Below are 13338 nucleotides of genomic sequence, written 5' to 3'. Positions count from 1 at the left end.
ATAACGCTCGAGGGATCGTTGACTCGGGACATGGCAGGTGGCGGTTCGACTGGCCAAATGCAAAAGTGCAGTCGGTTTTTGTCGAAACACCTCAATATGAGCGGTTCTAGTGCAAAAGCCGAAAGTGCAGTTCATTTTCGCCGTTTTGATCTCAATCGCTTCCAAGCTCCATTTTCAAATGCGCTTTTGCACTTCATCGCTCTAAACAGCCCGAATTCGGCCCGTTTCAACTGCACTTTTGCATTTCGAGAGAGTTGGTATATCCGCATTCGTCTAGCAAACGATATCCCGGTTCGCCTAGCAAAAGTCCCATTTCCTCCCTGTGCCGAAGTAGAAATGCAGAGTGCCCTGATCGTTTCCCGCTGCCGGAATTCCTTGCTTCAGCCGCCCCGGAAAGCTCCAATAGTAATTTTGACAAGTTGTGGTATAATAAAAAAGTGTGTGAATGTCGGCTAAATAAGATAAAATCCCACATCCTTAGGAGGATTGAAACCAATGCCATTAGTATCGATGACAGACATGTTGAACAAAGCGCTTCAAGGCAAATACGCAGTGGGTCAATACAACATCAACAACCTGGAATGGACCCAAGCGATTCTTGCTGCCGCAGAAGAAGAGAAGTCCCCGGTTATCCTTGGCGTATCCGAGGGTGCAGCCCGCCATATGGGCGGTTTCTACACCATTGTTAAAATGGTGGAAGGCTTGCTGCATGACATGAAAATTACCGTTCCTGTAGCCATCCATCTTGACCATGGTTCCAGTTTTGATAAATGTAAGGAAGCGATCGACGCCGGATTTACTTCCGTTATGATCGACGGCTCCCATCATCCGATCGACGAAAACATCGCCATGACGAAGAAAGTCGTTGAATACGCTCATGCCAAAGGCGTTTCCGTGGAAGCGGAAGTCGGTACCGTTGGCGGTCAGGAAGACGACGTTTCCGGCGGTATTCAATATGCCGACCTGAACGAATGCATCCGCATCGTAAACGAAACCGCAATTGACACGCTGGCTCCGGCACTTGGCTCCGTACATGGTCCTTACCATGGCGAACCGAACCTCGGCTTCAAAGAAATGGAAGAAATCCGCGACGCGGTCAAGCTGCCGCTCGTATTGCACGGCGGGACAGGCATTCCTACTCATGACATCCAAAAAGCAATTTCGCTCGGCACTTCCAAAATCAACGTAAATACGGAAAATCAAATCGAGTTCACCAAGGCGGTTCGTGAAGTGCTTGCCGCAAAACCGGACGTATACGATCCGCGTAAGTACATCGTTCCAGGCCGCGACGCCATCAAGGCAACGGTTATCGGAAAAATCCGTGAGTTTGGTTCCAACAACAAGGCCTAAGGGCTTTTGGTAGGCTTGCATACCTTCCTGTACGGGGAGCTTTGTCCGGTGTCATCGGACCGCCCGAGGGAACTGGCTGGTCCAGCTGAATAAGGTGACTTGGAAAGTACACCGCTTAGACGGTGTCTTTCCATTTTCACCGCAAATAACTTGGCTTAGGTTCGTTTGCCGACGCAAATACGTAGGGGGATCCTTGAACTTATGGAGAAATTAATGATCCGTGGCGGACGTCCGCTGCGCGGCAGCGTCTCGATTAGCGGCGCTAAGAACAGTGCGATCGCGTTGATTCCGGCTGCGATTCTGGCGGAATCGGAAGTCGTGCTCGACAATCTGCCGGTTCTGAGCGATGTGGCTGTGTACGCGGAAATTTTGGGAGAACTCGGAGCCCGAGTTCAGTGGGAAGGCAACCAGATGCGCATCGACCCAGCCGACATCAGATCGATTCCGATGCCCAATGGACCCGTTAAGAAGCTGCGCGCTTCCTATTATATGATGGGAGCCTTGTTAGGACGGTTTAAGGAAGCGACGATCGGTTTACCGGGCGGCTGCAATTTTGAGCCCCGTCCGATCGACCAACATATCAAAGGATTTGAAGCACTTGGCGCGACCGTGACGAATGAGCACGGATCGATTCATCTGCATGCCAAGGAGCTGCGCGGCGCCAAAATTTATTTGGACGTCAGTAGCGTTGGGGCAACGATCAACATTATGCTGGCGGCTACGCGAGCCAAAGGCGCAACGATTATCGAAAACGCGGCTAAAGAGCCTGAAATTATAGATGTAGCCACCCTGCTGAATTCCATGGGGGCGATTATTAAAGGCGCCGGAACGGAAACGATCCGGATCGAAGGCGTCACGGAGCTTAGAGGCTGCCGTCATTCTATTATTCCTGACCGAATCCAAGCCGGTACCTATATGATTGCGGCGGCCGCCACGCGTGGCGACGTCCTGATCGACGGGGTGATCCCCAAGCATCTTGAGGCGTTGACCGCCAAGTTGCTGGAAATGGGCGCTGAGGTCGAAGAGTTGGATGAGAGCATCCGCGTTATCGGTCAGTCCGCTTACGGACATGTCGATGTCAAGGCATTAGTCTACCCCGGTTTTCCGACCGATATTCAATCCCCGATGACAAGTCTCTTAACTCAGGCGAACGGCGTAAGCGTGCTGAGCGACTTTGTTTATAGCAACCGCTTTAAGCACGTCCCGGAGCTGGTGCGGATGGGAGCGAAGATCCGGGTGGAAGGCCGTTCGGCGATTATCGAAGGCTCTAAGCTCAATGCGGCTAAAGTGAAAGCGGCCGATCTGCGCGCCGGCGCGGCGCTCGTATTGGCTGGTTTAACCGTAGAGGAAGGGATCACCGAAGTATCGGGCGTTGAACTGATCGACCGGGGCTACGACCATCTCGTTCCTAATTTGCGGGCTTTGGGTGCGGACGTTTGGCGAGAGGCGGAATAACTTTTTCGCCCCTTGCATAAGTTCCCAAGGAACGGGAATAATAGGGTCAGAAGTCTATTATTTTATTTTAACTTCATAGATTCCAAAAAAATTGAATAGGTGGTTATTTTATTATGGATCTGCAAATCGCCGATTTGGAAGGGATGAAACTGACCGAGCTGTACAAGCTTGCGAAGCAGTATCAGATTCCTTATTACGGCCAGTTGAAAAAGAAAGAATTGATTTTCGCAATTTTAAGGGCACAGGCAGAACAGAGCGGGCTGATGTTTATGGAGGGCGTGCTCGAGATTTTGCCGGAAGGGTACGGTTTTCTAAGGCCGATCAATTATTTGCCCAGTACAGAAGACATTTATATTTCCGCTTCCCAAATCCGCAAGTTCGATCTGCGAACGGGGGATCTCGTCTCCGGGAAGTGCCGGGCTCCGAAAGAAAACGAACGTTATTTTGGGCTCCTTCAGGTCAATGCCGTCAACGGAGAAGATCCCGTCATTGCCTCCGAACGGCTGCACTTCCCGGCGCTTACTCCGCTTTATCCGCAGAAGAAGCTTGTGCTGGAAACTTCCCCAACCCACTTATCTACCCGCATTATGGATTTACTTGCCCCGGTCGGACTCGGACAACGCGGTTTGATCGTGGCGCCGCCAAAAGCAGGGAAGACGCTGCTGCTCAAAGAAATCGCCAACAGCATTTCCACCAACAATCCCGATATCGAGTTATTCGTATTGCTGATCGACGAACGTCCGGAAGAAGTGACGGATATGCAGCGTTCGGTAAAAGGCGAAGTCATCGCTTCGACGTTTGACGAGCTTCCGGAGAATCATATCAAGGTGGCGGAGCTGGTATTGCAGCGCGCATTGCGGCTGGTGGAGCATAAGAAGGACGTTGTGATTCTGCTGGACAGCATCACGCGGCTTGCCCGGGCGTACAACTTGGTCGTTCCGCCATCCGGCCGTACGCTTAGCGGGGGGATTGACCCTGCGGCTTTCCATCGTCCGAAGCGGTTTTTCGGCTCGGCCCGAAATGTGGAGGAGGGCGGCAGTCTGACGATTTTGGCGACCGCGCTGGTCGATACGGGGTCGCGTATGGACGATATCATTTATGAAGAATTTAAAGGCACCGGCAACATGGAGCTGCATTTGGACCGCAAGCTGGCGGAGCGCCGCATTTTCCCGGCGATCGACATCCGCCGTTCGGGAACACGCCGCGAAGAAGTGCTGCTGACCAAGGAAGAGCTCGATACGATCTGGTCGATCCGCAAAAACATGAACGATTCCTACGACTTTGTGGAAGGGTTCCTGAAAAAACTTCGCGATTCGAAGACAAACGCGGAATTTTTGGCTTCGTTCGATACGGCGGGCAACACGCCATCCGGAAGCGGGAACGGGGGAGCGCGCCGTCCGGTTCGGACCAGTTCCGCTTCGCCTTCTTCGCGGACGGGTTCGTCGCAGACGAATGCTGGTTCGACGCATGGTTCGGGCGTATAATTTTTAAGATTGCCTAGTGAAGAGGAGAACATCATGCATTTAGTATATGCCGACGCTGAGGGACAGGTTTATGATCATCCGACGCTGTACGGGCTTGCCCGGAGCGGGGATATGGTCGTGGAGATTTTGGAGGATGAGTTGATTCCCCTGCCGGAGGGCGCTACGCTGGTGGGCCTGCCTTCCACACGGCCGGTCGGGATGGATCCGGACACGGGCGAGATGAAACCGCTCCCTGACGATGTGCAGGCCGTGGGGGCTTTGCTGCCGCAAGGGTACACGCGGCTTTGCCTTCCCGGCTATGTCAAAACCGATAAAGACTATAAGCTGCCCTTGTTCGGCTACTCGGCGGTGGTCTGGAAAGACGGGCAATTTTATGTGACGGCCCGGCTGTCGGACGATCCCGAGAAATGGAATCCGCTGAATTGCGATCCGCTTGACCTGAAAAATCAGGTAAAGGCTTTTAAAGCGCGTTATCCGGAAAATCGTCTGTACGAGCATTTGTCGAACTGCGCGCTCGGCTATGAGTGCCTGACGGCTTCCAATACATTTCTGAACCGCTGGGAAGGGGCCGTGCCGGTATCTTATTCCTGCAATGCGGGCTGTTTTGGCTGCATTTCCGAGCAGCCGGACGACAGCGGGTTTGTGGCGCCGCAGACGCGAATGAATTTTCGCCCGCGCGTGGAGGAACTGGTCGAAGTGATGCTGGAACATCTGAAAACGCCGGAATCGATCATTAGCTTCGGTCAAGGCTGCGAAGGCGAGCCTTCCACGCAAGCCAAGCTGATTATCGAAGCGATCCGCGAAGTGCGGCGGCAAACCGATATGGGCTACATCAACATCAATACGAACGCGGGGCTCTCCGATCATATCCGCGGCATCGTTGACGCCGGGCTCGATTTGATGCGGGTCAGCACGATCAGCGCACTGGACGGCCACTATAACGCGTACTACAAGCCGCGCGGCTACACGCTTGCCAATGTGGAGAAATCGTTGAAGTACGCGGCGGATCAGGGAGTATACACTTCGATCAACTATTTGATTTTTCCCGGCGTAACCGACCGGGAGGAAGAGGTCGAGGCGATGATCGAATTCGCCCGCCGCACCAAACTGAAGTTGATCCAGCTCCGCAACCTGAACATCGACCCGGAAAGCTACCTGGAGCTGATTCCGAAAGCGCAGGGTGAGATACTCGGAATGAAACAAGCGATTGAAATTTTTCAGGAAGAATTGCCCGACGTGGTGATCGGCTCGTACACTCATGTGCCTCCGGCTGAGCTGGCTCGCGTCAAAACCAAGGTGCGTGGATAAAACAGGCAATTGCGCTGGCGGTATATGCCGTGCTATAATGCTTTTATGTGTCATTATAACTCTGTGCACGATTGAGGCTCAGGGCGGAAAGAGGTGAAAGTGATGAAAGAAGCTATTCAACCCAAATATCACGTGACTACGGTTACTTGCGCTTGCGGCAATACCTTTGAAACGGGTTCCGTTAAACAAGAACTGCGCGTTGAAATTTGCTCCAACTGTCATCCATTCTTCACAGGTAAGCAGAAATTCGTGGATGCCGGCGGACGTGTGGATAAATTCAAAAAGAAATACGGCATCTAAGTTTATACAACTGGAATTTGGAAACTATGACGAGGAACGTCTCTCTCCATCATCTGATGGCGGGGGGCGTTTTTTTTATATCAGTAAGGTATTATTGTTGGAGTTTCCGCTCTTGATGAGTAAGAAAAACTGCTGCTTAGTGCGGCATTACTTCTGAGGTTTTCTAGTTTAAGGTGACGGGAAGAACGGTAAGATTACAACATGTGTCAGTAGGTACTGATGATTCTTAATAAAGCGGAGGTGCAGTGTGATGGAGTTTGAAGCTGTACATAAAGAGTGGCTTAAAGCGCATATGAAACTCCGTTCCGGTGAACGAAAAGGACGTCTGGAACGGGGTCACGGGCATGGTGAGGAGCTGTTTTTGCGTAATGTGTGGTGGCCGCTGCGGAAGAACCTGGATGACTTGCATCCGGAATATGAAATTATGGATTGGAGGGGCAGATCCTACTTTGCCGATTTTGCATGGTTGACGGAAGCGGTAAAGTGGGTCATCGAAATTAAAGGTTATGGCCCGCATGTTCGCGATATGGACCGAAGCAGTTATTGCCGTGAATTAAATCGGGAGCTTTTTCTGCAGGCGTTAGGGTTTCGGGTGATTTCATTTGCTTACGATGATGTAGAGCGGCATCCCGAATTGTGCATTACGCTGCTGCGTATGCTGCTCAGCCGCTACGAGGCAACCCGTTTGACCGGTGTGGCAAAGATAGCCTTGAGATCCACGCTGCTGTTTGCCGTGCAGTTAGGCAAGCCGGTGCGGCCAAAGGATGTGGCGGAGCATCTGGGCGTTAGTCATCGGACGGCGGTCCGCTATTTGCAGCAGTTGTGCCAAATGGGCTGGCTAATCCCAAAATGGAGTGGCTCCTCGGGCCGGGTATTGGCATATGAGGTCATGCGCAGAGATTGGGATGCTTTTGAGTGGTAGTTGGTTGGCGGTAGGAGGTAGTTGGTGGTTGGTTTGGAGGCGCGTGGTAGAGGGAAGGGTAGAATAAATGAATGAGTGAGTGGTGAACGAAAGGGTGAGTGATGAGCAGTAACGAAGAGACTGTGACGAAGAGCAGTAATGATGAGCAGTAACGAAGTGCAGTGACGAAACTCGGTAGTTTACAGGATGGTATATTTGCTCCGGCCCCGGGCTCAAGTGCAAAAGTGCAGTTGAAATGGCTGAGTTCGAGCTATTTTTAGCTATGAAGTGCAAAAGTGTAGTTGAAAATGGGGTTTGGTGACAAATCTGATCAAAATGGCGAAAATGGCCTGCACTTTTGCATTTGAATCGCATAAACGGATCCGTTTCGGGGGAATGAACTACACTTTTGCATCTCGCAATTTTGAAATAAGGAGGTATTGATCCGGCAACGAGGAAATGTAGGTACGGAATAGTTAAATGAAGAACAACGTGGTCGACTTAGCGCGACGTGTTCAACCTGGACGACATGGTCCCTGCCGAATGCAGCCGATAGCATGCAGCTACGGACATGCAGCGCAGTCCTAAACCAAAAACAGGCGGGAGACCAGGGGGAGCCCCCCCTTCGCTCCAGCCTGTACTTTGTTAGAGACGTTTGTTCGTTTGTTTTGTTAGACGCGGCGCATCGTTCACTTTTTAAATTCAACGCTTTGCTTAAGACTATCCCATTCCTCACTGCTGATCAGCCCCAGCCGCCATAAGGCGATGCCTTTTAAGTCATAGCGTTTGGCCAAACCGGTCAAGGTTTTGACGGAGTTTTCATTTTCGCTGTTGAGGTTCAGCCCCAGCAGGAGCTTGCTTTTGCTTGTTTCCTTAAGTGCCAGCTGAATTGCTTCATCCACTTTGTCCGCCGGTTCCGGGTTGCCGGTAGTTTGCCCTACCCGATAATCATAAGCCATAATGATGAGTTCGTCGGCGATTTTCCCCAGCTCTTTGTAATCATAACCTTGGTAAGATGAGTTCAATGGATGAAGTGCCAGCGACAGCTTTAAACCGGCGGACTTCGTTTCCGTGGACAGCTGTTTGACGAAAGCGGTGAAAGCTTTGCGGGTGGCCGACTTGTCGGTTGTCAGCCCTAATCCCTCTAAGTCGAGCATGATGCCTTGAAACGCCTTGTCCTTTGCCGCGGAGATCATGTCGGAAATGGTTTGCTTGCGCAGTTCCTCATCTTCGATCATTTTGGTCAATTCGCCTTGCGCGTCGCCGGCATAGACCATCAGATAAGGGATCGTTCGAGCGCCTGACGCCGTCTGGACCAAACTTTCCGGCGTGGTCTCACCGGCAGCTTCCGGCATTCTGAAGTCTTTGCCGGACAGGGTGAAGTTGCCGTTCTCGTCGATCCTGCTCCAGCCAAAGGCTACGGCATCGAGGCTAGGAATGGCCGATGCTTCCGAGAAAGAAGATATCGCATAGAAGCCCAGCATATACATCCTTTCCTGCGGCGAAGTAATAGACACCGTTCGCGTAGATTGATCCCAGCCGACATCCGCTCCAAACTGCTGGCTGAAGAAGCTGAGCGGAATCAGCGTATTGCCATCGACGGAACGGGGAGCTACTGCCAGCGTCACGGGGGAACCGTTCACCTGGGCGGTTTTATTATTCAACGTCAGTTGTACGAGTATTCCATCCCCGCCCGTACCTTTAACGGCGGAAATCGTTTTGGCGGCCTGATTCCAAGTGACTTGAATTCCTAAGGCTTCGGATATTGAGCGAAAAGGAACCATGGTTGTACCGTCAACGATGATAGGTTCACCGGAAAAAGACAGCGGATATCCGTCCAGCATAATTTGCACTTTCGCGGCTGCGATTGCCTGAGGGAGTCCTGCCCCGGTTATGCCTCCGGCCAAAATGGCAGCTGCAAGGAAAAGTTTCCCGATCAGTTTCATTCGTTTCTCCTCTCGTTTTCTGCACTTTTTCTTCTATTCTACTAATATATCAGAATTATACCAGAATAGGAGGGAAGATGCATGGGGCGGAAAGGCGGTATCGGTCCGTGCAGGCGGTTTGGCAGCGCCGCCAAGTTCTTCCACTCGGTTGCATTTTATACAGGCATGAGATATACTTATTTTCACCGTGCTAGATGGGGAGGTAGCGGTGCCCTGTAACTCGCAATCCGCTGTAGCGAGGTTGAAGTCCTGTTAGAGGTCTTGCCGATGTGAGGTCCGGTCTTTACGGCAGACGTTGACGGACGGGTCCTCCGCAAGGAGTGCCTGTGAACCTGGTCAGGTCCGGAAGGAAGCAGCCATAAGCAGTGCCATTCTTGTGCCGGAGGGTCGCCTGTCCCGAGTCATGCCGTAAAGGTGCCGCTCGGATCGCAATGATCAATAACAGGTGCACGGTTTACATAGTACATTAGGAGACACCTTTGCCTGCGGGCGGGGTGTTTTTTTGTGTAAAATGGGCTGATACCGCTCGATTGCGGATTAGAAGTTTTGCTCGCCACGGGAGTATAGTATAATAAGGAAACGACAAACGTCGCTTACTGGAAGGAAAGAGGTGCCGCATATGGAGCATGTTGCGCTGTACCGCGCTTGGCGGCCGCAGTCGTTTCAAGACATGGTGGGGCAACAGCATATTATCCGGACGCTGCAAAATGCGATTCGCGAACAGCGGTTGTCTCACGCCTATCTGTTCAGCGGGCCCAGGGGGACCGGTAAAACCAGTGCCGCCAAAATTTTGGCCAAGGCTGTGAACTGCGAAAAAGGGCCAACCGCAGAACCGTGCAACGAATGCGATGCATGCCGGCGGATTACCGCCGGAGCAGTCATGGATGTGCTTGAAATTGACGCCGCTTCCAACCGGGGGGTCGAAGAAATTCGCGATCTGCGCGAGAAAGTGAAATATGCCCCGACGGAAGTGCGGCAGAAGGTTTATATTATCGATGAAGTTCACATGCTGACCACGGAAGCGTTCAATGCCCTCCTCAAAACATTGGAGGAACCGCCGCCGCACGTCATGTTTATTTTGGCTACGACCGAACCTCATCGGCTGCCGGCTACGGTCATTTCCCGCTGCCAACGCTTTGATTTTCGCAGGGTCTCCCTGGAGGAGCAAAGCGAGCGGCTAAAACTGATTTGCGAAAAAGAAGGCATCACCGCCGAAGAAGAGGCCATTCAGTATATCGCCCGGTTGTCCGATGGCGGAATGCGCGACGCGCTTAGCATTTTGGACCAGATTGCGTCCTTCTCCGGTGGACAGGTTTCCTATCAGCAGGTTCTGGAAATGACCGGGGGAATCGCCTCCCGGCAGTTTGCCGAGCTTGCCCAAACACTGCTGGCCGGCGATGTCGGCGGCATGCTGCAAATGATCGACGGATTTATGCAGGAAGGCAAAAGCGCCGATAAATGCATGGAGAATCTCCTTTATTATTTCCGCGATTTGTTGATGGTGAAAATGGTGCCGCAGGCGGACAAATTGACGGAGCGTGTGCTGGATCCCCGGGATTTTGCGGAAATCGCCGAATCTTTTGCGAAATCGCAGCTGTTTAAGATCATCGATACGTTAAATCACTATCAAACGGAAATGAAATATGCGGTTCAACCGCAAACGTTGTTTGAGGTGGCGCTCCTGAAAATCTGTACGATTCCAAAGGAGGATATCGATGGGGCCTCGGCAACTGCCCGCAGTTCCGCGGCGGATGCTTCGGAAGTCAGCCAGCTGAGACGCCAGCTTTCCGAACTGGAAGCGAAGCTGGAACGGGCTCTGCAGGGAGGCTTGTCCGCGGGAGCAGGGGGTGGCGCAGCCGCGCCGGCGGGAAACAATCGTTCGCCTGCTCGAAGCTCCGCTCCGCGGGTCGCGTCGAAAGCCAAGATTCCGTCCAATATGGACCGGTATATCGCCGAGCGGCATAGTCCGGCCTTTATGGAGATTCAGAATAAATGGAATCAGATCCTGCAGGCCGTCAAAGAGGAGAAGGTAACCATCCACGCCTGGTTTATGAACGGTGAACCGGTTTCGGTGCTGGAGGATTCCGTTTTGGTCGCTTTCAAGAACGATATTCACCGTGAAACGACGGAGAAGCCGGCCAATAAGCAGCTGATCGAAAACGTTATGGCCCGCCAGCTTGGCAGCCCCTGCCGCCTGGTGACGATGATGCTGAAGGACTGGAACGATGCGATTCAGGGAGCGGCGGAGCCGCCTAAGGAAGCGTTCGAACTGGAGCCCCCGCCCGAGGATGGCGAAGGCAGCAACAGCAAGGAGCCATGGGTGGACGAAGCGCTGCATCTGTTCGGCGACGACCTGGTCGTGATCAAGGAATGATTTTGCCGGAGAATCGCATCGAATTCTGTGTTATTTTTAAAGTGTTGTAATTCCCAAATGCAGATCAATTAAAGGAGATGTGAATCGCGTGAACAATATGAATCAAATGATGAAACAAGTGAAAAAAATGCAGGAGCAAATGCTGAAGGCGCAGGAGGAACTCGGCAGCAAAACGGTGGAAGGCAGCGCAGGCGGCGGCGTCGTTACGGTCCAAGTGAACGGACATAAAAAAGTGCTGTCCCTGACCATTAAACCGGAAGCGGTCGATCCGGATGATGTTGAAATGTTGCAAGACCTCGTGCTCACCGCAGTTAATGATGCGCTGAACAAAGCTGAGGAACTGGCCAATCAGGATATGGGCAAATTTACGGGCGGCATGAAAATTCCCGGCCTGTTCTAATTTTTGAGCTGAAGGAGAAAGCCTAAATTGTATTATCCCGAACCGATCGCAAAGCTGATCGATGCTTTTACCCATCTGCCCGGAATCGGACCCAAAACGGCCGCAAGGCTCGCTTTCCATGTTCTGCACATGAAGGAAGACGACGTGATCGATTTCGCCAAAGCTTTGGTGAGCGTGAAGCGTAATCTGCACTATTGTTCAGTTTGCTGCAACATCACGGACACCGATCCTTGCCGAATCTGCCAGGATAAGACCCGCGATCCGTCCGTTATTTGCGTGGTGCAGGAATCGAAGGATTTGGTGGCGATGGAACGCACAAAAGAGTTCGATGGCTATTACCATGTGCTGCAGGGGGCGATATCGCCGATGGAAGGCCTGGGTCCGGACGATATTCGGCTGAAGGAGCTGTTAAACCGCTTGAGCGATGAGCGCGTCAAGGAGCTGATATTGGCGACGAACCCGAATATCGAGGGTGAGGCTACCGCTATGTATATCTCACGGCTCGTAAAGCCGTTTGATATCCGTGTAACTCGTATTGCTCACGGCTTGCCGGTCGGCGGGGACCTGGAATATGCGGATGAGGTAACGCTGTCCAAGGCGTTGGAAGGCAGACGCGAAATAAATTGATGCCGGCATCATGAAAAAAAGGACTTTGTATCCTGAATTTTAAGTTCGGGAGGCAAAGTTCTTTTTTAGTTTCGGAGGATCCTTTGGTCCGGCTTCATTGAAAATGTGCCGGTAGACGTTTTTTATGCAGGTTCGAGGTTCTAAGTTTGTCCGCTTCCCTATAGAAATGAAATAAACCGGATTAGGGAGGCGATCGGTCTTGAAGCTGTGGAAAATCTGGAATACGGATCGCGAAGCCGTTTTGCGAATGAATGAAACGATGAAGAACATGCAACTGCTCAAGAAGGAAGTGGTCAAGGCGCATAAGGAATGGGAGCAGGCTTATACAGCGTTTCAGGAGGCGACTGGCATGGATGAGGTGGATGTGGCAATTTACACGCTTGAAGCGGCGGAGAGAAGATATCAAATTCTGCTGAAAGCGGCGAAACAGGCCAACTTGGATTGGAACGCATTCCAGTACGGATCGTTTTGGGCGAACTAGTGCATAATCTCTAAACGATCCGGATCAGAAAGTGTTAACTTCGAAGCTGTCTTCTTGGAGAGTTAGTGGTGAATGGTTTTCATATATTAATGGGGGGAGGCGAGATTATGAAGCTTTTACTGACCGGCGTTCTTGTGGCATCATCGGCGCTGCTTTTATACGTTTTACTTTCACGGAAACCGGGCTTTGTTTGGTTGACGCGTTTGGGGCTGCACATGGTTCTCGCGACGCTGGGCATTTACGTCATTAATTTTTCGGGTTTGCTGACCGAAGTATACATTCCTTTAAATCCTATAACCATAAGCACAGTGCTTGTTCTTGGCTTGCCGGGCGTCGCGTTGCTGGTAGGGCTAAAATTAACCATGATCTAACAGTTGACTCCGCTTTGTGTTGTATGGTACATTATAAGTCGCTTCTCCGCCGGGTCAGGCTGGACAAGGTTGTTGAACAAATAACCTCGAAAAAAAACCTTGACTAAAGAGTGGAAAGCATGATATATTAAAAAGGTCGCTGCTGAAATCAAATCGGCGACGAAATATGATGAATTTGAGTTTGGTATTGTGTCGAATTGAATGTCATCGTGAGTGGTTTGATCTTTGAAAACTGAACAACGAGTGAGTATTAAATGAGAATTAAAATTCTCGTCAGTAACTGATTGAGCTAATCGCTCTTTCGAATAAAGTTTCAACTTGGATGGAACACCTCATGCCTT

At 51.6% G+C, this 13338-nt stretch carries 13 protein-coding genes and 1 other RNA gene; 13 read left to right on the top strand and 1 reads right to left on the bottom strand.

Going from position 1 to position 13338, the window contains the following annotated elements; translation table 11 throughout:
* Positions 1 to 96: 96 nt before the first annotated feature.
* The 7 genes from ACLD72_RS31380 (at position 97) to ACLD72_RS31350 (ending at position 6819) form a co-directional block, all read left to right on the top strand.
* Positions 97 to 456: a hypothetical protein gene (locus ACLD72_RS31380; RefSeq protein ID WP_458476508.1), complete on the top strand. Its 360-nt coding sequence runs from the start codon at positions 97 to 99 to the stop codon at positions 454 to 456.
* A gap of 39 nt (positions 457 to 495) precedes the next feature.
* Complete coding sequence (fba, locus tag ACLD72_RS31375) at positions 496 to 1350, top strand: class II fructose-1,6-bisphosphate aldolase (RefSeq protein ID WP_128630980.1); 855 nt, start codon at positions 496 to 498, stop codon at positions 1348 to 1350.
* A 201-nt stretch (positions 1351 to 1551) separates the two neighbouring features.
* Positions 1552 to 2805 carry a UDP-N-acetylglucosamine 1-carboxyvinyltransferase gene (locus ACLD72_RS31370; protein ID WP_251596359.1) on the top strand — a complete coding sequence of 418 codons (1254 nt, stop codon included), beginning with the start codon at positions 1552 to 1554 and terminating at the stop codon, positions 2803 to 2805.
* A 113-nt stretch (positions 2806 to 2918) separates the two neighbouring features.
* Complete coding sequence (rho, locus tag ACLD72_RS31365) at positions 2919 to 4289, top strand: transcription termination factor Rho (protein WP_251596357.1); 1371 nt, start codon at positions 2919 to 2921, stop codon at positions 4287 to 4289.
* Positions 4290 to 4322: 33 nt separating this feature from the next.
* Positions 4323 to 5597 carry a radical SAM protein gene (locus tag ACLD72_RS31360; protein WP_411003315.1) on the top strand — a complete coding sequence of 425 codons (1275 nt, stop codon included), beginning with the start codon at positions 4323 to 4325 and terminating at the stop codon, positions 5595 to 5597.
* Between the two features lie 102 nt (positions 5598 to 5699).
* The gene (gene rpmE / locus ACLD72_RS31355) at positions 5700 to 5897 is read left to right on the top strand and encodes a 50S ribosomal protein L31 (RefSeq protein WP_036617998.1); all 198 of its coding nucleotides are present in this window, start codon (positions 5700 to 5702) and stop codon (positions 5895 to 5897) included.
* Positions 5898 to 6147: 250 nt separating this feature from the next.
* Complete coding sequence (locus ACLD72_RS31350) at positions 6148 to 6819, top strand: hypothetical protein (protein ID WP_411003323.1); 672 nt, start codon at positions 6148 to 6150, stop codon at positions 6817 to 6819.
* 668 nt (positions 6820 to 7487) lie between these two features.
* Here ACLD72_RS31350 and ACLD72_RS31345 read toward each other — a convergent pair.
* The gene (locus ACLD72_RS31345; protein ID WP_411003316.1) at positions 7488 to 8744 is read right to left on the bottom strand and encodes a stalk domain-containing protein; all 1257 of its coding nucleotides are present in this window, start codon (positions 8742 to 8744) and stop codon (positions 7488 to 7490) included.
* A 185-nt stretch (positions 8745 to 8929) separates the two neighbouring features.
* Between ACLD72_RS31345 and ffs the strand changes: the two genes are divergently transcribed.
* The 6 genes from ffs to ACLD72_RS31315 all read left to right on the top strand — a co-directional run bounded on the left by ffs (position 8930) and on the right by ACLD72_RS31315 (position 12997).
* Positions 8930 to 9197: signal recognition particle sRNA large type (gene ffs, locus ACLD72_RS31340), an RNA gene on the top strand.
* Positions 9198 to 9363: 166 nt separating this feature from the next.
* Positions 9364 to 11118, top strand: coding sequence for a DNA polymerase III subunit gamma/tau (gene dnaX, locus ACLD72_RS31335; protein WP_411003317.1), 1755 nt, complete (start codon positions 9364 to 9366; stop codon positions 11116 to 11118).
* Between the two features lie 88 nt (positions 11119 to 11206).
* Positions 11207 to 11518 (top strand): YbaB/EbfC family nucleoid-associated protein, encoded by a 312-nt coding sequence (locus ACLD72_RS31330; protein ID WP_128630987.1) that lies wholly within the window; start codon positions 11207 to 11209, stop codon positions 11516 to 11518.
* 27 nt (positions 11519 to 11545) lie between these two features.
* On the top strand, positions 11546 to 12145 hold the full coding sequence (gene recR / locus ACLD72_RS31325) for a recombination mediator RecR (RefSeq protein WP_128630988.1): 600 nt from the start codon (positions 11546 to 11548) through the stop codon (positions 12143 to 12145).
* Positions 12146 to 12344: 199 nt separating this feature from the next.
* Positions 12345 to 12626: a DUF2508 family protein gene (locus ACLD72_RS31320; protein WP_251596345.1), complete on the top strand. Its 282-nt coding sequence runs from the start codon at positions 12345 to 12347 to the stop codon at positions 12624 to 12626.
* A 107-nt stretch (positions 12627 to 12733) separates the two neighbouring features.
* The gene (locus ACLD72_RS31315) at positions 12734 to 12997 is read left to right on the top strand and encodes a pro-sigmaK processing inhibitor BofA family protein (protein ID WP_251596343.1); all 264 of its coding nucleotides are present in this window, start codon (positions 12734 to 12736) and stop codon (positions 12995 to 12997) included.
* Positions 12998 to 13338: the final 341 nt, after the last annotated feature.

This window comes from Paenibacillus lacisediminis (genome assembly GCF_046567315.2).
The sequence above is the reverse complement of the archived record's forward strand: the minus strand, read 5'-3'. Positions and strand labels throughout refer to the sequence as shown.

Excerpts from the sequence above, each read along its gene's own strand:
- dnaX (WP_411003317.1), top strand. The coding sequence starts at position 9,364 with ATGGAGCATGTTGCGCTGTACCGCGCTTGGCGGCCGCAGTCGTTTCAA.
- ACLD72_RS31350 (WP_411003323.1), top strand. The coding sequence starts at position 6,148 with ATGGAGTTTGAAGCTGTACATAAAGAGTGGCTTAAAGCGCATATGAAA.
- ACLD72_RS31315 (WP_251596343.1), top strand. The coding sequence starts at position 12,734 with ATGAAGCTTTTACTGACCGGCGTTCTTGTGGCATCATCGGCGCTGCTT.
- ACLD72_RS31370 (WP_251596359.1), top strand. The coding sequence starts at position 1,552 with ATGGAGAAATTAATGATCCGTGGCGGACGTCCGCTGCGCGGCAGCGTC.
- fba (WP_128630980.1), top strand. The coding sequence starts at position 496 with ATGCCATTAGTATCGATGACAGACATGTTGAACAAAGCGCTTCAAGGC.
- ACLD72_RS31380 (WP_458476508.1), top strand. The coding sequence starts at position 97 with ATGAGCGGTTCTAGTGCAAAAGCCGAAAGTGCAGTTCATTTTCGCCGT.
- rho (WP_251596357.1), top strand. The coding sequence starts at position 2,919 with ATGGATCTGCAAATCGCCGATTTGGAAGGGATGAAACTGACCGAGCTG.
- rpmE (WP_036617998.1), top strand. The coding sequence starts at position 5,700 with ATGAAAGAAGCTATTCAACCCAAATATCACGTGACTACGGTTACTTGC.
- ACLD72_RS31360 (WP_411003315.1), top strand. The coding sequence starts at position 4,323 with ATGCATTTAGTATATGCCGACGCTGAGGGACAGGTTTATGATCATCCG.
- ACLD72_RS31345 (WP_411003316.1), bottom strand. The coding sequence starts at position 8,744 with ATGAAACTGATCGGGAAACTTTTCCTTGCAGCTGCCATTTTGGCCGGA.